Source organism: Arachidicoccus terrestris (assembly GCF_020042345.1).
Lineage (GTDB): Bacteria > Bacteroidota > Bacteroidia > Chitinophagales > Chitinophagaceae > Arachidicoccus > Arachidicoccus terrestris.
The window spans coordinates 4,754,966-4,778,999 of sequence record NZ_CP083387.1; the positions used below are offsets into that span (position 1 = coordinate 4,754,966).

The window sequence follows — 24,034 nt, forward strand, 5'->3', positions numbered from 1 at the left end:
GTCAATTTATGATGATAAAATTAGATTATACCCAGAACCTCAAAGCGCTGGCTTCCCTGACGAAATCTTCGACCTTTTGCCGTATGGCATCCCTAACCTGCCGTGTTTGCTCCATGATCTGTTCGGGAGCACCATTAAAAGCAGAAGGATCGGGAAACGACCAGGCTATACGCTTGGTTTTGCCTGGAAATACGGGGCATTTTTCAGCGCTTGCCGCATCACACACTGTTATCACAGCGTCATAGTGTTTGCCTTCCCGTACCAAGTCGAAAGCCGCTGTTGTTTTGTTATTACTTATATCTATACCGATTTCCCCCATCGCTGCCACCACGTTCGGGTTAAGCCTGCCTGGCTCAAGACCCGCACTTTCAGCCTCAAATCTTGCACTGTCAAACAGGTTTAAAAAGGTTTCTGCCATCTGGCTTCGGGCACTATTATGTATGCAGACAAAAAGAATCCGGTATCGGGTGGTTTTCATTTTTTTATTTTATTTAATTATTGCAATAAAGCGATCACTTTAGGCAAAAAATTAGCAACACTCTTTATCTGTGCACTGCCCGACCGTCACGAAGAACTCACCCAAAAGCTGCCGGTATTTTTGCCAGACCTTTGGGTCAATACAATAACAGACACTGGTTCCTTCTACAGTTCCCTGAATAATCCCCGCCTGCTTCAATTCTTTAAGATGTTGAGAGATCGTTGGCTGTGCCAGCCCCAGTTCAGTGACCAAGCTTCCGCAGACACAGGCATTGGTTTTTATCAGCTGTTGCAGGATGGCTATACGCGCCGGATGCGCAATAGCTTTTGCCATACCCGCCAATTCATTCTGTTTTTTTGTAAATAAAGCCGTTTTCGTTGCTCCCATGATCTATCGTTTAATTGCAATATTACGATAGATAAACCGAATCCACCAAATCTTTTTTAAATACTCCTGCTGTTGCAAAAGCGAACATCGCCCGATTCTTTGTTAAAACGTTGATATTCAATAAATATGGAAATTGAGTTACCTGACTCGAAAAAAGAACTTAAAAAAAATAAAAAATAATTTGGGAAACCAATTGGTTGCATGTATATTTGCAACTGAACGGTTTCATAAATAAAGTATACAACCAGTGAGAAGAGATATATTTCAGGCCATTGCAGATCCGACAAGGCGGGCGATTATTGCACTAATCGCATTGCAGGCGATGACGCCCAACGCAATTGCGGAGAACTTCAATTCGACACGTCAGGCCGTATCCAAACATTTGCGCATTCTGACGGAATGTGAATTGGTAAAACAGCAGCATCAGGGAAGAGAAATTTTTTACAGCCTAGAAATTGAAAAAATGAAAGAAATAGACAAATGGCTGGAGCAGTTCCGGGAAATCTGGGAAACAAGGTTTAATCAATTAGACGATCTATTAACTACCATTAAAAATAAAAAAAATGAGTAATCACCTATTATTTGACTTCGTCGTCAACAAAGAAGAGAAAACCATTCACATTAAGCGCGAATTTAATGCAAACCTTGAACTGGTTTGGCAGGCATGGACAACAGCTGAATTATTAGATCAATGGTGGGGGCCAAAGCCCTGGAAGGCTCAGACCAAAACAATGGACTTCCGGGAAGGCGGATTTTGGCTCTATGCCATGGTAGGCCCACAAGGTGAAAAACACTGGAGCAGGTCCGATTACATTTCAATTGAACATGGGAAATCCATTACGCATAAAGATAGCTTTTGTGATGAAAACGGAACGAGTAGCCCCTCCGCTCCTCAGAACGTATGGAGAAATGATTTTAGCGAAAAAGAAAATAAGGTTCATGTGGACATTTTGCTCTCATTTGACGCATTATCCGATCTTGAAACGCTTATTTCCATGGGCTTCAAAGAAGGCATGACAACAGACTTTAATCAATTGGACGCGTTATTATTGACTATGAATAAATAACATTCCTTGTTAACAAACTAAAATTCAGGACGATGAAACATCTATTTAAAATACATAACCTTTTAAAATCGATATTGCTGACTGCAATCATTATGCACTCACTATCGCAGTTACAGGCGCAAAAGGCGAAGCCTTCTGCGAGTGGTTACGTACCTGTAAAGGGTGCCAAAGTCTATTATGAAGTGTATGGTGAGGGCAGGCCAATCATTCTGCTCCACGGCGCTTTTTACACGATAGGGCTAAATTGGGGACAAATCATCCCGGAACTGTCCAAAACAAAAAAGGTAATCGCCATTGAGCTACAAGGACATGGCCATAGCCCTTTTTCAGAGAGAAAGCTATCGATCGCCACATTAGCCAATGATGTAAAATCTGTTATGGATTATCTCAAAATTGACAGTGCGGACATCGCTGGCTATAGCTTTGGCGGTTCTGTGGCTTACCAGTTTGCTATCCAATATCCCGGCCGGTTAAGAAAGCTCGTGATCATTTCCTCCACATATAAAAGCAGCGGCTGGCTACCCATTGTCAATAAAGGGTTTGATCATTTTAAGCCGGAGATGTTTGATAATACACCTATTAAGACAGCCTATGACGCTGTGGCACCGGACAAAACAAAATGGACTGCATTTTTAAATCAGATGTTTGATTTTGCAAAGAAACCCTTTGACTGCGGTGACGCTAATATCGCAAAAATAACCGCACCTGTGTTGATCATTTCCGGTGATAATGACGGTCTTGACAAAATCGAGCTGATGAAAACATACCAGTTGCTGGGAGGCGGCGTCAGTGCAGACATGGAACCTATGCCCAAATCTCATTTGGCGATTGTTCCTTCCCAAAGCCACGTTGGATTGATGATGCAGACCCAAACAATAATAGATTACCTCAACGAATTTCTGAAAGAATGATGGCGGGTCCGCTAATGCAACGGAAACGAATATGTTATTATTGGCTGCCTTCTTTTCGTCTTTCTAATTCATAAGATTCGAATAGAATTCTATAGAAAACCTTTTTGTTTGCCGTTTAATACCGGTTAGCCAATTCCTCGAGATTGGCACTTTAAAAGCTATATTGAGTTGCAGCTTTATGATATCACCTGGCAGATGTGCTTTTATCAGAACGCTTACCTAGAAGATCTTTTTTCTGTAGCACCTAGCGCTCCAATGGAATCTGAATAGGGATTTTCCATTTTTAAAAAAGGAATTTTCCCTGGAATTAATGATCAAGGAATTGCTGGCAAAATCCTGATCGAGCCGAGACTATTAAAGGCTCTCTTAAGTCAGCGATACTACGCACACTTTTATCGCAAAATAGATATATGTTTATCCGTGATAATATCAGGCCCCGATTTTCTCAGCCATATATCGGGACCTGATTTATGATTTCCTAGAACAAGCCCGGTCGAAGTACAAACCCTGAATCCTCACAAGCTGTGATGACACCAGAATAATCAAAACAACTTCAACTCAGCCATGTTCGTGTATTTTACAGAAGCGTCTCCATACATTGAAAGTATCGTAACTTTAAAATACTGTACCGAAGCTGTAGGGCTATTAAACTTTACTTTCTGCCAGGTATTCTTATCTGCCAGAGTAAAATTATCAACAGTGGTCCAAGCGATATTGTCTGAGCTTACTTCAACTTTCACTTCTTTTGGGCGACCGCTGCTGCCTACCCCCTGCCTGTCCAGTATCATAATGCCATGAAGTTCATGTGTGGCATTCATATTTACAGTAAACCAATGTGGTGGTCCGGGCAGCGCGTCTTGCCATTGAGAATGCCAGAAGGTGCTGGGGTTATTGTCAAATAAAAACACAACTCTACCATTATTTGGGCCTTCACCAACGGCCTCCTGTGAGGAAAAGGCGACTACCGACCAATCGCTCCTGCTGTAAGGCGGATTCGGGTCTTTCTCAATATGTATAAAAGCAGTATGCATAACACTTTTTTGAATCCCTTCCACCGACTTAATACTGACAGGAAGCAAATACCCCGTTTGTGAAATATCCATCATGTTGGGGCTAATGGCTACTTTAAAAGTTGTGTCCGTAGTACCTGCCGGAATGATCAACGTCGGCGTTACGATCGAATAATAAGTCTCCGGCATAAGTGCATATTGCGTGGGGCCATACAAGGTATCTTGATTATATAAGGCAACAGCTTGATCGTCTACGCCTAAATTTACTGTAATGTCTCTTGATACCGCCTCCTTTAAATTCAAAGAAAATAGCAACGTATCAGTCATTTTCCCTAAATCTGGATTGATTAATGCTTTGGTCCAGTAGTTAATACCACTTGCTGCGAGATTAAATTGATTTTTCGCCGGATAAGATAATACCAACTCGTTATCTGAATGGCTCATTTTTTCTGCTGTCTTGTAGCATCCCATAAGGGACAGTAAAATCAGCGCTAAACAAAAAACTGAAATTCTTTTCATCCGTATATTTTTTTTATTTTCTGATTGTCAAATGGAACACTCCAATATCGTTTTCAATGTGAAAATCCAATATTGACAGTGCCTCATCTGGGTGTTTTAGTTTTAAAACCCTAGATGAAACGTCTGACCGTTCTCAATAAGGAAAATCCAGCCAGGCGCTTCATGCTTGATGCATCTCAATACCTTATTGCCTTGGCCAACCGGGATTTTGAGAAAGTTTGGGATTGAGCATTAACTGATTGGTGGGAAGCGGTAATAAATAGTCCCTGTCCGTCCTGAAATTAAATCCATTGGCGCCAATGACGTTATTTTTATAGGGGAAAATATAATCATCTCCGTCTACCGGGAACTGGGCCATAAGTACAGAAATGTCGCTGGGAGAGGCGATGTTTAGGAATTGTTGCCTCTTGGCTCCTTTAGGCTTCCATCCTTTTATTAATATACCAGCAGCATTCCATCTCCAAATATCATCATGACGATATCCCTCGCAGGCAAATTCCACCCTGCGTTCCCTTCTTATTTCATTGATTATTGGAGAAAGCGTCCGAAATTTCCAGTTGGGATCTGTCGTGATATTTGACACCTCCAGGTGAACCATGTTCACTCTATCTCTAAGCAGATTAATAGACTTATCTACATCTGACTGCGTCAGTGTACCTAATTCGGCCTTGGCTTCGGCATAATTCAACAACGCTTCTGCATAGCGAAAATAGATTAGTCCCTGCGTACCCTTACCTACCTGATGCTGAATCAAATCCAGATTCAGACCCTTGTATAATTGATAGCCGGTATAGTTATTATCTTCCGCTGCAGCTCCCCAGGATGGATGTGTAAATAGCGCCGTATCATTTAGGTAATGCTTGCCATCGTTAACTTGTATTGTTTGGATCAAACGTGGGTCACGGTTGGTAGATACACTTATCAACGTTGTATCCCCCTGATATAAACTACTGGCTGCAATAGGCTTGCCGTCAGAACACAGGTATGCGTCTACCAAGCTTTTGGTAATACCTCTGCCGCCGCCAAGCGACATATATCGCGCCCAAAATGTATAATTACCATCATCGGCATTGTACTTTCGCCAAAACATCACTTCTTTGCTTCCGCTATAATCTACCTGATTAAACAGTTTCCAGTAGCCGAAAGGCTCCCCTACGTTGTCCAGGCCGAACATCCCTGCGTTCATTACCGCTTCAGCCGCCTGATATGCTTTGGTCAAAAATTTACGACCGTCTGCCCCCGCGACACCATAATCCGTGCCCGCGTGATATTTTTCCCAGGTGCCTTCATAAAGAGCAATCCTGGATTGAAACAATTCGGCCAATTCTTTATACACTCTGAATTCTTCATAACCACCACCGCCTTTACTCGGCAGATAGGCTATAGCCGTATCTAAAATACGCATCATACTATCTACAACAATGTCTCTGGACAATCGGGGATTATGCAATTGTGAACTATCATTGGGCAGCAGCACATGCGTTAGCCAAGGCAGATCACCAAAGCTTTTTAATTTATCAAAATAGTACCAGGCCTTGAAGAATAAAGCCTCCCCTACATATTTTTTTATTTCGGTGGGATCGCCCTCTACTTTATGGTAATTATCTAAAAAATAATTAACATTTCTGATGCTGCTCCAGTTACCGTAGCTCCAACCACCACCTGAGGATGGCAATGTCCGCGCTCCGTTCAAATCCTGATCATATTGATAATTTACCATATTGTCAGATCCCTGCGCGTCATCTTCACTGTAAATTCCAAAATTGAAATAAGACTGAATATAACTAGGCAACCCATTGTAAAAATTGTTAACGTACAGTCTCAGATCATTAGCCGATTTCCAATAATCGGCATCTGATATTTCAGACAGGGGTGCTCTGTCCAAAAAATTCTTTTGGCAGGCAGTCAATACTGCGCAAATCCCAAGAACGATTACTAATAATTTATTTTTCATCACTATAATTTTTATGTTTTAGGCCATTTGACTCTTGTAAAAATCCTTGTTAGCCGGATTGTTACGGCATTTATATAAGTTGATCAATTAAAAAGTTACATTCAGGCCAAAAGAATAACCTCTTTGTAAAGGATAAATCTTCATATCGCTAAAGAATGTTTCCGGATCAATGGATGAGTGCTTTTTCATCGGAGAAATAACGGCAACATTCTCTATTTGTGCAAAAAGCCTCACGCGCTCGACGCCACCTTTTTTCAATAAGTTTTTAGGAAGTGTGTAGCCTATCTCTACATTTTTTAAACGCGCATATGCACCGTTTTGCAGATATTTGGTTTGTGTTTGCAAGTTTTTGGAATTTTCTCCGCTCATATAAAATTTGGGGAAATAGCCATTAGGATTACTTGGCGTCCACCTGTCTTTTTGCGTAACAAAAGGAGAGCCTTGCCACTGATTGCCTGTAATGCCCCAAAAATAATTAACGCCACTGCCAAAAAAGTAATCCCTTTTAGCTACGCCTTGTATGAAAATGCGGGCATCAAAATTACGCCAGTTCACATCGGCTGTAAATCCAAATTGATACTGAGGTGTAGAGTTGCCTATAATGCGCTTGTCTCCCATATCATCTACTGTATTAGCTCCCCAATCGATTACACCGTTACCGTCCAGGTCCGCATATTGAATGTCCCCAGGCCCCCACTTGGGATATATTTTAGACTGGTCCGGAGCCTTCAAAACGTCTGCGTCGCTTTGGAAAAAGCCTACCGTCGTATATCCATAAATAGCGCCCATAGGCTCACCCGCATACCAATTACTTATTAACTTTAGATCATTTGGATACTTTGTTACAAATCCTTTATAATTACTCAAGGTACCCCTTAGCGTATAACCTACTTCACCGATTTTATCTCTCCACGAAACGGTCAGATCGAATCCTTTGGTTTCTATAGCTGCAGCATTTTCCTGAGGCGGATTCGTTCCAAGCACAGCAGGATAATCTCTGGCAGGGCCCAAATAATCCTTCGCGCTCCTTTTGTACCAATCAAAACTAAAAGCAAGTTTATTGCTAAATGCTGCCAGATCCACGCCGAAATCCAGCACGTTTGTAGTCACCCAGGTAATGTTCGGATTTACCAATCCGGGAGCACTGGTTCGGGCCTCCCTTCCGGTAGAGAAATACCAGTTTCCATTTGTTGGCGTAGAAGTACCCAAGGTCGGGTAAAACGGATACCAGCCACTAGCGGATTGATCACCCAAGCTGCCATAAGACCCTCTGATTTTAGCTGAATTTATTACTCGATCTATACCGGAATTTCTCCAGAAACTTTCTCTGTGCATATTCCATCCGGCCGAAACTCCGGGATAAAAATGCCATCTTGAAGCAGGTAAATACTTTGAAGTACCGTCGTATCGACCCGTAACTTCCAATAAATACTTTTCGTCAAAATTGTAGTTAAACCTTCCAAACACACCCTCTGATGCCAATTGAGAATGGCTATCACTAATCCAGGGGGTTTTACCGTAAGCGGTAGAAATAGAAGGTACATTATCCGTAAAGAGGTTTTTGTTTCCGCCACCGAACCCGGTATTGTCAAACAATTCTCTTACATATCCGCCCAGTAACTTGAAGTGGTGTTTTTGAACGTCCTTTTCATAGGTCATAAAAGCATTCAGTACCTGATGATAATTAAAACTGGCATCTCTGGAAAACTGATTGGGGTAAGTCCAGTCAATTGGGGCAAGCTTGCCGCTGGGCAGCGGCGCATATACTGTTTTAACGTGATCACTGGTGTTGGCAATATTTGCTTCATACGTGTAGTTAATAGTTCCGGTAAGCCCTTTTAACGGCGTCAATACAATTTCACCAGTAATAGTCGGCTTATCCCAACTTTCTATGTGGCGACCACCTTCTTCCATAAAACCGACATCACTGACTTCCGCATAACTTTTTGGTGCATTGGCTGTAGCGGGTGTATATAATGGAATGCTGGGCCATTTTCTGGCAATTTGATGCATCCAGTTGCCACCGGTTCTATTACCGCCCGTCCAGGGCGCGTTATAGGTTTCTTTAGCATAGGCCGTACGCAAGGCGACTTCCAGCCATTCATTTACCTTGGAAGAGACATTGGCCCTCACATTGTAACGCCTATACACATCATCCCCAAAGGCAAGCATACCGGGGCGATCATTGTAACCCAACCCTACAAAATATTTTGACTTGTCGGTACCACCGGAAATACTCAGATTATGTTGCTGAACAAGTTGAGCATTTTTGTAAAAAATGTCAAACCAATCGTTATTGGCATTAGAAGCTCCCCAAAAAAGCCATTGGTCTGCGCCAGGAGCCGGATTGGCCTGCGTTTCCGATTTTAAAGTACCGGCCAGATAAGCTTTGATACGGTCTATGGTTTCGGCTGAGAAAATATCCGCACCATCCGCATTTCTAGAGGCCTCGTTATAAATTAATGCATGATCCAAAGAGTTCATCATTTTCGGCATACCGATAGGTGTGTTGAAGGTAAAAGAGTTGTTATAAGACACCTGTGCCTTCCCCGATTTACCCTTTTTGGTGGTAATCAGTATCACGCCATAAGGAGCGCTGGACCCATAAACAGCCGCCGCGGCCGCATCTTTTATCACCGAAATACTTTCCACGTCATTGGGATTGATGGAGTTAATATCTACACCCTGAACACCGTCTACTACTATCAGTGGCCCTTGACTGGTGCCTAACCCCGTATACCCTCGGATATTGAAAGATTGTGTAGCATTCGGCGCTCCTCCGCTATACTGTGTCGCAATGTTCAGATTTGCTACCGCGCCTTGCAAACCCTGTGATAGTCTGGATATAGGCCTGTCTGCCAATATCTTTGCATCTATGGTTTCGACGGCACCTGTTGCATTTATTCTCTTTTGCGTACCATAGCCCACGACCACTACATCATTGAGTTCTGCATTTTGTGCAGTTAAGGATACATTAATGGAGCCGCGACTATTGACAGCGACTTCCTTTCGCTCCATGCCGACGAAGGTAAAAACCAATACGCCATTGTCTGGAATACGTATTTGATAATGTCCATTCGTGTCGGTAATCGTCCCCTTAGTACTTCCTTTGCTTGCTACCGCTACACCGGCCAGCGGTTTGCCTGATGCATCCTGTACAATGCCTGATACTGTAATATCAGGATGATTCACTTCAAATACAGGAATTGTGTCTTGCCCAAACAAGACCGGGGGCAAAGCAACCTGGAGCAACCCTGCCCCAACTGCCCAGGTAAGCACCATAGAGATTTTTGTCAATCGTTTGTTCATAATTTTTAAGTTTAAGTATTCAATCGTTGGCCAGATATGGACAATTTTGGCGTAATAAAAATTTAAAAAATGAAATTATAAGCATTGTTTTAAGCCTGATAATGATAATAAAAACAGTATTTTTATCTATTTTTTGAGCCATCAAGTTGTTAAAATGAATCGATTATTTTCCCTAATAAATGTTAAACAAAGAAAATAGTTTATAGTTATTAAAAAAAGAAAATTTTTAAAGAACAAATATAACTTACTAATAAACAATATAGTCAAACGTTTGCGTAAGTTTTGAAAACGGTAAGTCATTTCTGAAAACGGTATGAAAAATGTATCACGGTTTGCAAAGCATTAAATATTTAGTGGCTTATTTGTTAAAATCTGAAAATTTGATATATGTAAGACATATAAAAATCACGAAATTTATTATATGTTAGACATATTAGTCGACCATTTCTGTAGATATCTCTTTGATTGAATCCACCATTTAATCGCCTCAAAATCCCAGTTTAGTACTCACCTCCACCACCCTTATATCAAGATATTTGTCAAAATAGTTTATTAAAGTTTGAAACAACTACAACCGGATTGACCAGCTGCGCGCACGTTAGGCATATTGGGCAGCAGGCCTGTCTTTTCCGTAAGCAGCGCTTATATGAGATAAACTGCCGAATTGTCAAGATGCGATCTATAAATCTACTGTTCAAGGTTTGCTGCGACACAGGTATGGAAATGCTATCTTAAGTAGTCGCCGGCATCCCGGACAGCGGTACACTTCTAACATTATCTTCTAAGTAGAGATCTATTCAAGCATAGATTTTGTGGCATTTCCAAAAACGCTAGACCATGCTCAAAATAGATTTCAATTCAGTACCCTACCAGCCCATGCCCGGTACACTTCAAAATAGAATGGCAGAGGCCGCTGACAGGGAAGTAGATGCTGAAACCCAGATAGAAGTAACGCTTGTGTTGCGTTATGAAACAAATCCAGACACCTTTCATGCTAATTTTCAGGTGGCGACGCGGGAGGCTTTTACCGCACAGTTCCATGCTAGTGCAGAAGATATTCAACTAGTGAGGGCATTTGCTGAACATTTTGGTCTTACTGTAGCCAAAGCGTCTCCAGATCAAAGAACGGTTGAACTAAAAGGCACGGCAGCGGCGTTTTCAAAGGCCTTTCATGTAAAACTTGTTTCATGTTCAACAAAACATGGGCAAACTTTTCGAAGTAGAAGCGGCCATATTGAGCTACCAGCGCCGATGCTACCTGTTGTAGAAGCCATTTTTGGGTTAGATAACCGTCCAGTGGCAACACCCAAATACCGTGTAGCAAAAAAAAAGACTAAAAACAGGCAACACATTATTGCTCATCGTGCTATCAAGCAAGCCTTTTATCCGAATGAGTTATCAGTCATTTATGGTTATCCTGAAGGGTTCACAGGTGAAAATCAACGTATTGGTATCATAGAACTTGGAGGCGGTTACCGAATGCAGGACATGAATACATACTTTAAACAACTGAATCTTCCAACACCTGATATAATAACCGTTTCCGTAGATGGAGGCGTTAATAATCCTACAAAGCCCGACAGCGCTGACGTCGAAGTAGTGCTGGATATTGAAGTAGCTGGGGCCGTTGCACCGAATGCCGGAATTATTGTCTATTTCGCACCTAATACGGAGAAAGGCTTTTTTGATGCCATACATGCCGCCGTATATGATAAGCAAAATACGCCTTCCATACTTTCCATCAGTTGGGGAGCGTCTGAAGGGAACTGGAACGAACAGTCGAGAAAAACCTATAATGAAACTTTTCAAACGGCCGCCAGGATGGGGGTTACCGTTTGTGCAGCTGCGGGAGATAACGGCTCTTCCGACGGAGTTGCAGATGGTAAGGTGCATGTTGATTTTCCAGCATCCAGCCCCTTCGTATTAAGCTGCGGCGGCACTAGCCTTACAGTGCAGAATCAAAGGATTGTATCGGAAATCGTCTGGCATAATCCAGATGGCGGTGCTACAGGCGGAGGCGTAAGCGATTTTTTTGAAAAGCCGGCCTATCAACAACAAATAAATGTCCCCGTTTCTCTCAATAGCGGTTTTGCCGGAAGAGGCGTTCCGGATATTGCCGGCAATGCTGACCCAAACAGCGGCTATCATATACTGGTAGATGGTCAAAAATTGGTAGTAGGTGGAACAAGTGCCGTAGCTCCTTTAGTGGCTGGGCTGATCGCACGCATTAATCAAGAGGAAAACAAACTTGCGGGGTTTATTCATAACGATTTATACATGGGTAAATATAAATATCGGGATATTACTGAAGGAGACAATAAGACCACAGAAGACAATCAGGGATATACTGCGGCAAAAGGATGGGATCCCTGTACGGGTTGGGGCATTTTGCTTGATATTGCCTGACGTTTGCTGATCAGCTTTACGGATGCTGGATCATGTAGCTGCATAGGGGTTTTCAATAATTTATCTGACAGGATATGGGACTGAAAATACATACATATGATTTTGTGAAGCCAAGAGTCAGCAATATCTGGAAGGCATGGTTAAGCACGAGTATCGGCTTATTCATACCTGTGCTCACAGCAATTGCAACAAAAATCATGAATGGTTCGATTGACTGGAAATATATAAAACTGTCTCTTATCGGGACACTTGTTTTAGCAGTAACGGACTTATTGCATGAAGTCAAAGAAAGGATGGATAAAAACCGAACTAAAAACTAAATCAGTTAAATAAGGCAATTGCAAAATGGATCATTTCTAATCGATAAATGAAAAGACGGACTGTGACTTAAAGATTTATGCTGTTGCGGCTTTTCCTAACCAAAGGCCAGAAAAGCCGTCTGGCCTTTGGTTCAGATGATTTAAATACTTCGAATTCAGTAAAAATTCAGAATATATTCAGAATGACAGTAGCTAATATTTTTTTGCATTACCAGTAAAGTTTGATGTCTATGGAATTATTTGAACTTCAAATAATTCCATAGACATCAACAAAAATCTCAAGACACTGTCTCAAAAGCTGTCCCTTTGTTTTAATTACTTAATTTAAGAATTGGCATCTATTTTGTTCAAGGTTTGATAAAATTATGATCATGAAAAAGTTTATGTTATTCACCTTAACGATTGCTTCTTTGTCTATTATAGGATTGTCCTGCACCAAAAGCGATGACAATTCTCCAGGCTCGGCCTCCGTTAACTTTCATCTGACAGATGCACCCGCCTCCTATGACCAGGTAAATGTTGATGTTCAGTCAATACAGGTTCAAACCAATCAAGATACTGGATGGCAAACCTTAACACTTATTCAACCTGGTGTATATAACCTTATCAAATTAAGAAACGGAGCAGATACCTTACTGAGCAGGGCTACCTTGCCAGCAGGCACGATTTCACAAATCCGGCTGGTTTTAGGAACAGAGAATTCCGTTGTGATAGATGGACAATCTCATCCTTTGGCCACTCCTTCATCAATGCAAAGTGGGTTAAAATTTAATTTTCATCAGACACTGGTGGCCAATGGTGCCTATGACATCTGGATAGATTTTGATGCTAATAAGTCTGTTGTAAAAGAGGGTAATGGCTCTTACGCCTTAAAGCCTGTCATAAAAGCTTACAGCCAGGAAACGGACGGGCAGATCAAAGGTTATGTTTTGCCTTATATGGCGTCCGAGTCTGTATTGGCGATCAGCAACGGCGATACGGCTTATGCCTATCCTGCTTCAACAGATGGTTTCTTTATGTTTAAAGGGCTTGTTGAAGGGAACTATACGGTCGTTTTTAGCGCTGGCATGGAATCCGGGCTTAAAGATACGACCCTGACAGATGTGAATGTCAGTTATGGACAAGTGACAGACCTGGGAACCACCAATTTAGTATCTCTAAACCCCTAAACATCCTATCCGTAATAAGTATAAGTTCATATTCAAAAGGGGTTGTCTTAGAATTTCGAGACACCCCTTTTTTAAGTTCTACCTCCCACCGCATTTCGCCGGTGATTTTAAGTATGCTCCTGGCCATTATAATCTCAAATGCCAATAAAGAAGAACAGGTACTTCCCCCTATAAGCTACCTGCAGATAGCCTAGGCTTATTCCGTTTTTAGACTTTTAACCGGATTGATGCTGGCTGCCCTCACTGCCTGCCAGCCCACTGCCGTCATGGCTATAATCAGCCCAAATGCGCCGGGCAGCGCGAACCACGACCAGTGTATATGCACTCTGTAATCATAATTCATCAGCCAGCCGTGCATACAATACCAGGCAACAGGAGCTGCGATGATAAAAGCGATAAATACCAATTTCAGAAACTGTCTGGATAACAAACTAGTAATGCTATATACAGAGGCGCCAAGAACTTTTCTAATTCCAATTTCCTTGGTCCTGGTCTCCGCCAAAGACATAACTAAACCTAAGAGCCCTAAACAGGAGATAAAGATCGTCAAACCTGCAAATAAGCTTGAAAGCCGGGACATTCGTTTGAGATCAGTGAATTTTAAAGCATAGTCTTTATCCACGAAAGTATATTCAAAAGGAAATTCGGGATTGTATTTATTGAAGATTGCCTTTATTGTTTTCAGACTTTCATCTGTTGGCCGGTCTGGATTGAGCCGGTAATGCATCGTTGAAAACCATGAACAGGGTCCAAGAATAATCATCGGGTCTATTTTTGCGGTGACGCCCTGAATAATAAAATCTTTTACGACTCCTACAATATGCAAGGTGGTATCAAAATGGATGTCTTGGCCAATCGGGTTTTTAAGGCCCATAATCTGAGCAGCCGTTTCATTCAGCAGGCAGGCAGTACTATCACTCGGATATCTGGCAACGTCGATGTCCCTGCCCGCTACAAGTCTTGTTTGCATGGTTTTTACAAATCCTCCGTCCGTGCTATACCGGCTAAAGGTTATATGCTCGTCCTCCGGTGTACTTCCCGGCCACTTGGCACCCCATGCATTACTATACTGCGCTGTTATCGGAGACATATTCTTGGAGACAGCTATAACAGCACCACTGGCTAAGAGCTCATTTTTGATCACCGTATAGTTCTTTTCCAGTTGACCGGTTAGAAAACTATATACCAGGCCATTTTCTGTATACCCTTTGTCACGCTCCTGCGTATATTTAATTTGCCTGGAAACAACTATTGTGGCTATAATCAGCGCAATACTGAAAGTAAATTGTGTCACGACCAGGGCGGATCGCAAGCTGATTTTAGCATTTATTCTTTTAAAAGTTCCCTTGAGCACTTTTACAGGCTGAAAGCTCGATAAATATAAAGCCGGGTAGCTACCCGCAAGAAGTCCCGTAAAGATGACAAAACATACAGCAAATATCCATATATAGGGGCTGGAATAGGCAATGGAGAGTTGCTTGCCGACAAGCCGATTAAAGAACGGCAGCGCCACTGCAACAATTCCCGCAGCTATTAAAAATGCAATAAAAGAAAACAAGATACTTTCAGATAAAAATTGCCCAATTAAAGAACGCCTATGCGCACCGATCACTTTACGCACCCCTACTTCTTTGGCACGCTTTTCACTTCTGGCCGTACTAAGGTTCATAAAATTAATACAGGCTATCAGCAAAATAAATAAAGCGACGACAGAAAATAAGCGGACCATAACAATATTGCCCGTTACAAACTGGCCATTTACTGCTTTATTGTATAAAAACCGTTTACTTAAAGGAAACGCAAATACTTCAGTCGTTTGATGATCACTACCCTTCGTATGATTGATCGTAATATTTTTAATTTTCTTGTTAAACGCGCTGAGTGCCGTATGAGGCTTTAAAAGTGCAAAAGTTGCCACAGAGTTATTGCCCCAGTATTCATCGTAGTAGCCTATTTTCTTTGCGTAGTCCCAAGACACCAGATAATTAAAATCAAATTGGGTATTACTGGGAAGATCTTGTATTACAGCTGATACCGTTACGTAATTTGTATTATCCAGTTTCAGCGTTTTACCAATGGGGTCTTTATCCCCGAATAGTGTTTTGGCGAACTTTTCAGTCAGAACAATCTTAGTGTTGCCATGCAAAGGATTTATTGCGGACCCCTTGACAACGTGCATATCAAACATGCTTAGAAAACCGGTATCTACATAAGCGCCAGCGGAGAATATCTTTTCTGTTCCCACTGTAAATAGAAAATTAGTTGTACTATATCGACTTATATCTTCCACTTCTGGATATTCCTGCCTCAGAGTAGGGCCCAGAATTTTGGGTGTATACTGCCAGGCAAACACCTGCCCCTTATTTGAGTCCCGATTAGATAGGATATAGAGCTGGTCCTCTTTTTGGTAAAAGCGATCAGTACTGATCATATTTTGAAGCCAGAGAATAATGAGCATGGCACTGGCCATACCGATGGCGAGACCCACAATATTGATAGCAGAAAACCCCTTACTTTTTAAAAGAGATCTCCAAAGGGTCTTTAAATAATGTTTAAACATACCTGTGCAAGAGTTAGAAGTTATACTCACTTCCATTACCACTCCTATACCAGATTATAAAATATTGATAATGAGCAACTTTCTTTTGAGCCTGTATTTTGCGACTGTCCGTTTTTGGACAATTGTCCAAAAACGGACAGTCGAGCGAACAATTATTTAAGGCTTTGAAAGCTGTAGTATTTCTGGTTCATCGAACAGGCGACTCAATGACCGCTTGCTTAGTTATCAAGACAATAGAGTCATAATTACTACCAATAATATAATCCCTGTCTTAGGTTCAGGCTCCCTCAACCACCTTCTTTAACCCCTGCAAAACGGGCATCCAGGTTTGTTCCGCATGCTGCATCCGTTTTTCGCTATCAAGATTTTGTTGTGTGATCACAACAGATGTACCGTTATCTTCGTCTTTAAGTTCATATGTCAGAATCTGATATAATTCTGGCTTGTCAGGGAGTCCACTCATGGTGCTCCAATAATTATACGCAAGTTTTTTAAACGGGATGAATTCCAAAACATTCCCTTTATCTTCATAAGCAGTCCCCTCCCACTCTCCCCGAAATAGGATGGGTGAACCAATTTTCCAGTCCGTAACAAGATTCGTTCCGTAAAAATACTTCTTCACAATTGCAGGGTTGGTGAGCGCTTCCCAAACTTTTTCTTTTGGCAATAAAAACGGAAAGTGTTGCTGTGAATTCTGTCATATTTTTAATTTAAAATAACAATAATCAAGCATGCAAACGACGGTGCATCATCAAATATACATTTTTTTACGTCAGAATACCAAAGCCTCTCTTCAAATAACCACACCTAGCAGTTTGCCTAAACATGCATTTATTATGTTTTATTTGAAAAAGACAGCAGTTGGTCTTTTCCAGATACAAGTCAGCATCGTAGCCATTACAGCAATCATTAAATATCTGAGTCAGTTACAGGTGACACGTTTTTTAAAAAAAATACGCCCAGCAGCCCGGAAACAAGAGAGGCTAACAATATACCATACTTTGCCTCATCAATCATCTTGATATCGGTAAACGCCAGGCCGGTAATGAATAATGACATCGTAAATCCGACACCGGCCAGTAAGGCGACTCCGACAATATGCTTCCATTTGGCGTGCTGGGGCAAGGCTGCCCATCCAAACTGCACCATTAACCAGGTAAAAACAAGTACACCAAGGAATTTTCCTACAACCAGCCCCAGTGAAACACCCAGGCTTACCGGATTCGCTAAAGAGCTGAAAAAGTCACGGCCGATATGCATGCCTGCATTCGCCAGTGCGAATAATGGCATGATTACAAAGGCGACCCATGGGTGTAACCCGTTTTCAATTTTCTGTAATGGCGTTTCTGCATCCAGACAAAGTTGTTTTATATTGCTGATCGTTCTGTGTTGCTCCCAGGTGGTCAGCGTACCGTCTTGCCTGTGCGCCTGTTCAAAATCCGTAGCATATTTTCTCACATTTTGCACATATTCCTGTTCGTTTATTTTTGTCCTGGCAGGGATCATAAAAGCGACCAAGACCCCGGCAATCGTAGCATGTACACCCGAAAGCAAAAAGAAATACCAGATAATAACGCCTATCACCAGATAAAAAAAAGTATCTCTAACTCCCAAGCGATTGCCAATCCAAAGTACGGCAAGCAGTAATACACCAATGCCCAAAGGTAAAAGCGCAATTTGCTGTGTATAGAAGACTGCAATAACCAATACAGCTCCGAGATCATCCGCTACTGCCAGTGCAGAAAGAAAAGTTTTAACCGATCTGGGAATGTGCTTGCCTGCAATAGATAGAAGTCCCAGTGCAAAGGCAATATCTGTGGCCATGGGGATGCCCCATCCATGCGAAGAAGGTAACCCCTGGTTAAAGGCTATAAATAGCAATGCAGGCACCAGCATGCCGCCTAAAGCACCGACCATCGGCAAGGAGGCTTTCCGGAGAGTGGAAAGCTCCCCAGCAATAAACTCCCGTTTAAGTTCCAGACCGATAACAAAGAAAAATAATGCCATTAAGCCGTCATTGATCCAGATATGCAGGGGCTGTATAAACCTTAGCTCCTCAATCCCGATAGCAAACTTCGTTTCCCAGAGATGATGATAGGTATCCTGCCAGGAAGAATTTGCCCAGACTAGCGCCACCACTACACTTGCAAACAGCACAACGCCACTCGTATATTCCTGGTGAATGAATTTATTTACAGGCCTCAACAGTTGGTCTATAGGGGATCTTGTCATAATATTACAAATATATTTCTTTCCTTTTTAATTGCCCCTGTTTTACAATAAAAAGCATTACTATTCCATTAATAGGTTGCGCATTGCATCATTTAGCTCCTTCCCATTCGACGAAAAAAGAGGATTATAATGTGATTTTTTTGAAACAGGTAAGCATCACTTCTATCGATTTGGTGACTTATCTCTTTATTGATAACTTTAACTTATGATACAACGGCATTTACAGAATTTTATCTCATTGCATCGACTACCGGTTTTCCTGCTTCTAACAATAATAATTAGCTTTCCTATTGGAATATCCGCGGCCAGTCCGCCTGACACCAGTCATTTGCGCGTCGGAATTGCAGGAAGCCCTCCTTTTATCATGTCCGGGGCACAAAGCCAATCCGGAATTGCTTATGAAGTATGGACCGCTATTGCAGATGCTGAAAATTGGGACTTTACTACCCAACGATTCAATACTGTATCAGATGCCCTTTCCGCTTTAAAGGACGGCCAGCTGGACCTGGTAGTGGGCCCGGTCAGTATTACCTCTGAGCGTGTTGAAACAATGGATTTTTCCCAGCCTTATTATTTTTCAGGATTAAGTATTATGTCTCGTAAAGATGAGCCCACCCTATTTGAGCGAATCCAGCCTTTTTTCAGCATGAAATTGTTGGTAGCGGTCGTGGTTTTCCTCTTTATCCTGGCAATTGTAGGCACGTTAATCTGGCTCGCAGAAAGAAAAAAGTCTCCTGAACAATTTCCTCCGGATATAACACACGGGATTGCTAACGGGATGTGGCTGGCGATTGTCACGATGTCCACAACCGGTTATGGAGACAGAGCGCCAATCACGTTATGGGGAAGGATTATTGCAGGTTGCTGGATGGTCATCTCCATCATCTTCGCCACTTCCATGGTAGCCGGAATTGCCAGTACGCTAACACTGACAGGGATGGGCAGCAATACCATCACCGAAGCCCGGCAACTTACGGGAAAAACAGTAGCCACTCCTTCTTTTCAGGTATCCAAATCTTTTTTAGATGAATTTAAGGCAAAGGCGGTTAAGACCCAATCATTAACAGAAGCTTACCAGCTCCTGCAACAGAAAAAAGTGGCCGCCATTGTTTTTGACCGCCCCCAACTGCTATATTTTCAAAAAGAACATCCGAGCGATAATATTATCGTCAGCCGTTCGGTTTACGACCCTACCGGTTACGGGTTTGCATTTCCCTTGAAAAGCCCTTTGATAAAGAAGGTCAATATCCGTATGTTACAATTAAATGAGCTAGGTAGTGTGAAGCATATAATAAAAGCCTGGATTGATGCAGAGAACTAATAAGGTATGATCTACCCACCGAATTGTAGTAATGTCGGCGGGAGCTTAAACCCACCATTGCTGCAAAATCGTCATTAGGCAGGATGAAATAGCCTGACTACATCCGGAGGCTCATTTTCTGTCGCTCTGAACAAAGAAAATAAACGCAAAGAAGCCCATACATGCGAACAATGCACCATATAAAAATACCGCTTCATGGCTAACCCTGTCCCACAGTTGCCCGGCAACGTTACTGGCAATCAAACCACTTAACCCTATTGTAGCCGCATACCAGCCTATACCGCTTGCCTTTAAATGCTGTGGCACAAAATCAGCAGCCAGGGCTTTTCCTACGGAACGAAAAATACCCTGATACAGGCCATATAAGCAAAACAGAGAGCCAATAGCCCACAAATTTTTGGTTAAAGCGAATCCTACATAGGTCATAATGTAAGTAAGCAATGACAATAACAACATATTTTTTCTTCCTATCTTATCTGAAATATGCCCCGCCGGATAGGATATCAGGGCGGCAATCAGGTTAAAGACGGCGTAGATAATAATCGTGTCCCTAAAGGATATTCCTAAGTCTCTGCTTTGCAGGATAAGAAAGGCATTACTTGAATTGCCAAGACTAAACAATGCTGTTACGACCAGGTACTTTTTGTAGTTGAGTGTAAATTGTCTGAACTTAAAATCTAGCTTCGTTTTGGAAGATATCGGAACTTTTTTTTCTTTAACGAACAGGATCATCAATACGGCGATGGTGCCCGGAATAACTGAAAGGAAGAAAACACTTCGCAAAGAAAACCCCAATATAAAAATGACAAATACAGCCACCAATGGGCCGATAAAGGCGCCAAGATTGTCGCCTGCTCCTTCTAAACCAAAGGCTTTCCCTCTATTTTTTTCATCTGTGGATGATGCAATAAGCGCGTCACGGGGAGCAGACCGGATACCTGAGCCAAGCCTGTCCATAAATCTGGCACCCCCTACCGTTGGCCAGCCGGTCGCCAGTCCGGTAAGAGGTTTGGAAATAGCTGCCAGCAAATAGCCACAAATAGCAATCTTCTTATGCTTTTGCCATTTGTCGGACAGCCAGCCGGAAAACCCCTGCACCAGGTTCTGTGTCGTGATGGCCATCCCTTCAATAATTCCGACGATCCCACCTCCGGTTTTCAGCGTTTGTGTCAGAAAAATTGGAAGCACGGGGTACAGCATTTCTGTAGAAATATCTGAAAACAAACTGGTGAGTGCCAATAGGAGGGAATTTTTCGTCAATCCGGAAAATAGTTTATTTTTCTTACCTGTTTGCATCGTCTGTTTAATCTATAGCTGATTGAAATTAGACCCGTAAATCACTGTTTGTCCTTTATATCACCTTTTATTAAGGTGTCTAAAACCTCTCTCTTCGATGATGGAGCCAGTCCTGGTCCAGTCACTTTTCAAAGGTAGGTTTTGTGCCTATATATTTTAATCACTTTTGCAACAGGCAGCAATAGAAAGCTGTGATACAATGCTCTAAAAAGTAAATAATTCTGGCATTAATCTATTGGTATACAAGGCAAAATCAGACTTTAAGGGATCTTGCGTGCCGATTTTTTTCAGCCCGATTATATCGCCAGCTTTCTCAGTCTGAGTGAATTTAAAATAACAGATACCGAGCTAAAACTCATGGCCAGCGCGGCAATCATCGGTGAAAGCAACCAACCGAATACCGGATATAAGATACCCGCCGCAATTGGAATGCCCACCACGTTATATCCCAAGGCGAACCATAAGTTTTGCCGTATGTTTTTCACGGTTTGGGCACTTAGCTTTCTGGCTCTGGCCATGCCGCTTAAATCGCCTTTTATCAGTGTAATTGCCGCGCTTTCCATAGCCACATCTGTACCCGTACCCATAGCAATACCGATATCGGCCTGGGAGAGCGCAGGCGCATCATTGATGCCGTCACCGGCCATTGACACCTTTTTTCCGGCGAGTTGAAACTTCTGAATCCTGGCCAATTTATCCTGAGGCAGCAGACCAGCTTTATAGCCGTTCAACCCCAAAATTTCGCTCACAGCCTTTGCGGTATGCTCGTTATCCCCTGTCAGCATCCAGACTTCCAAGCCCTCCTCCTGTAGTTTTCCGACAGCTTCCTTGGCACCAGGTTTTATCTTATCCGAAATCACCACGTAACCCAAGAGTTCCGATCCGGATGAAAGATAGGACACGGTTTTACCCAATAGCTGTTCTTTCTTTACTTGTTCTGCTATTGTTGCAGAAATATTTACGGTTTGCTGTTCCATCAGTTTTATATTTCCTAAAGCGACTTTTTTCTGGTCCAGAACAGCGATAACCCCTTTCCCTCCGATGGCTTCAAAACCCGAAACAGTTTTTGGGGTGATCTTTTTTTCCTTGCCAAACCGAAGCGCTGCTTGTGCCAAAGGATGCTCACTGCCGCTGTTCACCGAAACGATCTTTTGTAAAACATCATTATCACTTAGTGTGGTGCTGACATTCACCACTTTTTCTACAGAAGGCTTGCCTTCCGTTAATGTTCCGGTTTTATCAATCACCACCATGTCCATTTCTCTTAGCTTTTCCAGGGCCTCTGCATTTTTTATCAGTATGCCTGCCCCTGCGCCTTTACCTACCCCGACCATTACAGACATCGGTGTGGCCAGTCCCAGGGCGCAGGGACAAGCCACGATCTGCACCGAAACTGCATTGACCAGCGCAAATACATGGGCGGGCGCCGGCCCCCATATTGACCAAATAACAAAAGTGATAAAGGCAATCACCACCACAATCGGCACAAAATAACCGGAAATCTTATCGGCCAGTTTTTGCACCGGGGCTTTGGAACGGCTGGCTCTATTGACCATATCTATAATCTGTGAAAGCAGTGTCTCTGCACCCACTTTTTCGGCAGTCATCACAAAGGTCTTATTGCCATTGATCGTCCCGGCCTTTACACCGTCTCCTATTTTTTTATCGACCGGCATCGGCTCACCGGTAATCATTGATTCATCGATCGGCGAATCGCCTTCTTTAATCCTTCCGTCTACCGGTACTTTCTCTCCGGGCTTTACCCGTAGCAGATCACCTTCATGAATATCATCAATAGCGACCTGCACTTCTTTACCCTCCATAATTTTAGTAGCGGTATTGGGCGCTAATTTTAACAGCGCCCGAATAGCTGAATTTGTTTTTCCATGGGCGCGAGCCTCCATTAACTGGCCCAGTAGCACCAGTGTAAGTATAACAGTACTCGCCTCAAAATATACGTAGACAGTACCTTGCCGGGTTTTGAATTCATCAGGAAAGATGCCTGGAAAAAATACAGAAACAACACTAAAGACCCAGGCTATACCTGCGCCGATGCCGATCAGCGTAAACATGTTTAAATGCCAGCTGACAATAGATCGCCAGGCCCTTTCAAAGAAAATCCAGGCAGCATAGAAAACAACGGGAAGAGATAAAGCAAGCTCGATCCAGTTCCAATATTTAAGATCCATTATTTTAAACAGCGGGTTGGCAGGGAGCATTTCCGACATGGCAATGATAAAAACAGGCACTGTAAAAAAAACGGCAATTTTAAATTTTCGCAACAGCATTTTATAGGTCTGATCTTCATTACCATCGCTGGCTCTGTTCATTGGCACCAGATCCATGCCGCAAATGGGGTAGCTTCCCGGCTCATCCCGGATAATTTCCGGATGCATCGAGCAAATATATCGGACTGCTTGTAGAGTAGGTTGCTTTATCAAATCCATACCACAAACAGGGCAGCTTCCAGATTGAGGATAGGTCTTATCTCCTTCACAATGCATGGGACAATAATACACGCTGCTATCTTTATTTTCTGAATTTCCTTTATCTTCATTTAAGCCGGCCGGATGGTGATGCGCCATGTCAGCGGGCAGTATTTTATATTGAGAATCCTTCAAAGCGTCCTGCAACTTTTCCAGCGGAACATGCTTTTCCATTTCGATGGCTGCCTGCTTTTTTTTGAGGTCAACAGCTACTTCCTTTACTCCTGGCACCCCTTTTAAAGCCCTTTTAACGGCAGTGCGACACCCCTCGCAACTCATGCCTTCTATGGAATAGGTATGGATCATCTCAACCTCCTTCTATTTATCAGGCCAAACAGCTCTTTAACTTCAATAACCGCCGGCCATCGCCACTTGCTGTTTTGCCACCTAACCTTTTTGGTTCAAAAATGTTGCCAGACCCCGGCACTCTTGCAGGTTAAACGGTGTTAAATAGCTCAACGAAAGAAATTCAAGGGACAATTCTCCTTATACCATGCGAAGCCTTATATGAACCTGTCTTTGCCATTCCAATGAATTAATTATTATATATATTTGTTAAATTTAAATATAATAATTATTGACCAAACTTACAAGTTTTATAAATTATAA

The 24,034-nt window shown here is 42.4% G+C and carries 17 protein-coding genes; 7 read left to right on the top strand and 10 right to left on the bottom strand.

What is annotated here, in order from left to right; translation table 11 throughout:
• Positions 1-25 precede the first annotated feature (25 nt).
• Positions 26-478 (bottom strand): arsenate reductase ArsC, encoded by a 453-nt coding sequence (locus K9M52_RS18465; protein ID WP_224069918.1) that lies wholly within the window; start codon positions 476-478, stop codon positions 26-28.
• Between the two features lie 51 nt (positions 479-529).
• Complete coding sequence (locus K9M52_RS18470) at positions 530-865, bottom strand: ArsR/SmtB family transcription factor (RefSeq protein WP_224069919.1); 336 nt, start codon at positions 863-865, stop codon at positions 530-532.
• Between the two features lie 247 nt (positions 866-1,112).
• Here K9M52_RS18470 and K9M52_RS18475 point away from each other — a divergent pair, with 247 nt between their 5' ends.
• Genes K9M52_RS18475 through K9M52_RS18485 form a run of 3 tightly spaced genes read left to right on the top strand, consistent with a single transcriptional unit; the run spans position 1,113 to position 2,843 of the window.
• Positions 1,113-1,436, top strand: coding sequence for an ArsR/SmtB family transcription factor (locus K9M52_RS18475; protein ID WP_224069920.1), 324 nt, complete (start codon positions 1,113-1,115; stop codon positions 1,434-1,436).
• Positions 1,429-1,932, top strand: coding sequence for an SRPBCC family protein (locus tag K9M52_RS18480; RefSeq protein ID WP_224069921.1), 504 nt, complete (start codon positions 1,429-1,431; stop codon positions 1,930-1,932). The genes K9M52_RS18475 and K9M52_RS18480 overlap by 8 nt, the downstream gene beginning before the upstream one ends.
• A 32-nt stretch (positions 1,933-1,964) precedes the next feature.
• Positions 1,965-2,843, top strand: a complete 879-nt coding sequence (locus K9M52_RS18485) for an alpha/beta fold hydrolase (RefSeq protein WP_224069922.1) — start codon at positions 1,965-1,967, stop codon at positions 2,841-2,843.
• 542 nt (positions 2,844-3,385) lie between these two features.
• Here the strand turns inward: K9M52_RS18485 and K9M52_RS18490 are convergent.
• From K9M52_RS18490 to K9M52_RS18500, 3 genes are all read right to left on the bottom strand, one after another.
• Complete coding sequence (locus K9M52_RS18490; RefSeq protein WP_224069923.1) at positions 3,386-4,372, bottom strand: discoidin domain-containing protein; 987 nt, start codon at positions 4,370-4,372, stop codon at positions 3,386-3,388.
• 184 nt (positions 4,373-4,556) lie between these two features.
• Entirely contained in the window at positions 4,557-6,326 is a 1,770-nt protein-coding gene (locus K9M52_RS18495) for a RagB/SusD family nutrient uptake outer membrane protein (RefSeq protein ID WP_224069924.1), read from the bottom strand.
• 87 nt (positions 6,327-6,413) lie between these two features.
• Positions 6,414-9,635 (bottom strand): SusC/RagA family TonB-linked outer membrane protein, encoded by a 3,222-nt coding sequence (locus K9M52_RS18500; RefSeq protein ID WP_224069925.1) that lies wholly within the window; start codon positions 9,633-9,635, stop codon positions 6,414-6,416.
• A gap of 837 nt (positions 9,636-10,472) precedes the next feature.
• Between K9M52_RS18500 and K9M52_RS18505 the strand changes: the two genes are divergently transcribed.
• The 3 genes from K9M52_RS18505 (at position 10,473) to K9M52_RS18515 (ending at position 13,530) form a co-directional block, all read left to right on the top strand.
• Positions 10,473-12,041, top strand: coding sequence for a S53 family peptidase (locus K9M52_RS18505; protein WP_224069926.1), 1,569 nt, complete (start codon positions 10,473-10,475; stop codon positions 12,039-12,041).
• 74 nt (positions 12,042-12,115) lie between these two features.
• Positions 12,116-12,361 (top strand): hypothetical protein, encoded by a 246-nt coding sequence (locus tag K9M52_RS18510; protein ID WP_224069927.1) that lies wholly within the window; start codon positions 12,116-12,118, stop codon positions 12,359-12,361.
• 371 nt (positions 12,362-12,732) lie between these two features.
• On the top strand, positions 12,733-13,530 hold the full coding sequence (locus tag K9M52_RS18515) for a DUF4382 domain-containing protein (RefSeq protein ID WP_224069928.1): 798 nt from the start codon (positions 12,733-12,735) through the stop codon (positions 13,528-13,530).
• A 196-nt stretch (positions 13,531-13,726) separates the two neighbouring features.
• Here K9M52_RS18515 and K9M52_RS18520 read toward each other — a convergent pair whose 3' ends face one another.
• From K9M52_RS18520 to nhaA, 3 genes are all read right to left on the bottom strand, one after another.
• Positions 13,727-16,090 carry an ABC transporter permease gene (locus K9M52_RS18520; RefSeq protein WP_224069929.1) on the bottom strand — a complete coding sequence of 788 codons (2,364 nt, stop codon included), beginning with the start codon at positions 16,088-16,090 and terminating at the stop codon, positions 13,727-13,729.
• A gap of 277 nt (positions 16,091-16,367) precedes the next feature.
• Positions 16,368-16,757: an SRPBCC domain-containing protein gene (locus K9M52_RS18525; RefSeq protein WP_224069930.1), complete on the bottom strand. Its 390-nt coding sequence runs from the start codon at positions 16,755-16,757 to the stop codon at positions 16,368-16,370.
• A gap of 242 nt (positions 16,758-16,999) precedes the next feature.
• On the bottom strand, positions 17,000-18,322 hold the full coding sequence (nhaA, locus tag K9M52_RS18530; RefSeq protein WP_224069931.1) for a Na+/H+ antiporter NhaA: 1,323 nt from the start codon (positions 18,320-18,322) through the stop codon (positions 17,000-17,002).
• 328 nt (positions 18,323-18,650) lie between these two features.
• Here nhaA and K9M52_RS18535 point away from each other — a divergent pair, with 328 nt between their 5' ends.
• Complete coding sequence (locus K9M52_RS18535) at positions 18,651-19,643, top strand: transporter substrate-binding domain-containing protein (RefSeq protein ID WP_224069932.1); 993 nt, start codon at positions 18,651-18,653, stop codon at positions 19,641-19,643.
• Between the two features lie 111 nt (positions 19,644-19,754).
• Here the strand turns inward: K9M52_RS18535 and K9M52_RS18540 are convergent, their stop codons facing one another.
• Together K9M52_RS18540 and K9M52_RS18545 are read right to left on the bottom strand one after the other, a co-directional pair.
• Positions 19,755-20,903 carry an MFS transporter gene (locus K9M52_RS18540; RefSeq protein ID WP_224069933.1) on the bottom strand — a complete coding sequence of 383 codons (1,149 nt, stop codon included), beginning with the start codon at positions 20,901-20,903 and terminating at the stop codon, positions 19,755-19,757.
• A 332-nt stretch (positions 20,904-21,235) separates the two neighbouring features.
• A complete protein-coding gene (locus K9M52_RS18545) occupies positions 21,236-23,731 on the bottom strand; it encodes a heavy metal translocating P-type ATPase (RefSeq protein WP_224069934.1) in 2,496 nt (831 codons plus the stop codon).
• Positions 23,732-24,034 lie beyond the last annotated feature (303 nt).

What these genes read in the sequence shown, in the direction of transcription:
- K9M52_RS18485 (WP_224069922.1), top strand. Translation starts at nt 1,965, where the DNA reads ATGAAACATCTATTTAAAATACATAACCTTTTAAAATCGATATTGCTG.
- K9M52_RS18500 (WP_224069925.1), bottom strand. Translation starts at nt 9,635, where the DNA reads ATGAACAAACGATTGACAAAAATCTCTATGGTGCTTACCTGGGCAGTT.
- K9M52_RS18520 (WP_224069929.1), bottom strand. Translation starts at nt 16,090, where the DNA reads ATGTTTAAACATTATTTAAAGACCCTTTGGAGATCTCTTTTAAAAAGT.
- K9M52_RS18465 (WP_224069918.1), bottom strand. Translation starts at nt 478, where the DNA reads ATGAAAACCACCCGATACCGGATTCTTTTTGTCTGCATACATAATAGT.
- K9M52_RS18490 (WP_224069923.1), bottom strand. Translation starts at nt 4,372, where the DNA reads ATGAAAAGAATTTCAGTTTTTTGTTTAGCGCTGATTTTACTGTCCCTT.
- K9M52_RS18545 (WP_224069934.1), bottom strand. Translation starts at nt 23,731, where the DNA reads ATGATCCATACCTATTCCATAGAAGGCATGAGTTGCGAGGGGTGTCGC.
- K9M52_RS18505 (WP_224069926.1), top strand. Translation starts at nt 10,473, where the DNA reads ATGCTCAAAATAGATTTCAATTCAGTACCCTACCAGCCCATGCCCGGT.
- K9M52_RS18510 (WP_224069927.1), top strand. Translation starts at nt 12,116, where the DNA reads ATGGGACTGAAAATACATACATATGATTTTGTGAAGCCAAGAGTCAGC.
- nhaA (WP_224069931.1), bottom strand. Translation starts at nt 18,322, where the DNA reads ATGACAAGATCCCCTATAGACCAACTGTTGAGGCCTGTAAATAAATTC.
- K9M52_RS18515 (WP_224069928.1), top strand. Translation starts at nt 12,733, where the DNA reads ATGAAAAAGTTTATGTTATTCACCTTAACGATTGCTTCTTTGTCTATT.
- K9M52_RS18480 (WP_224069921.1), top strand. Translation starts at nt 1,429, where the DNA reads ATGAGTAATCACCTATTATTTGACTTCGTCGTCAACAAAGAAGAGAAA.
- K9M52_RS18495 (WP_224069924.1), bottom strand. Translation starts at nt 6,326, where the DNA reads ATGAAAAATAAATTATTAGTAATCGTTCTTGGGATTTGCGCAGTATTG.
- K9M52_RS18470 (WP_224069919.1), bottom strand. Translation starts at nt 865, where the DNA reads ATGGGAGCAACGAAAACGGCTTTATTTACAAAAAAACAGAATGAATTG.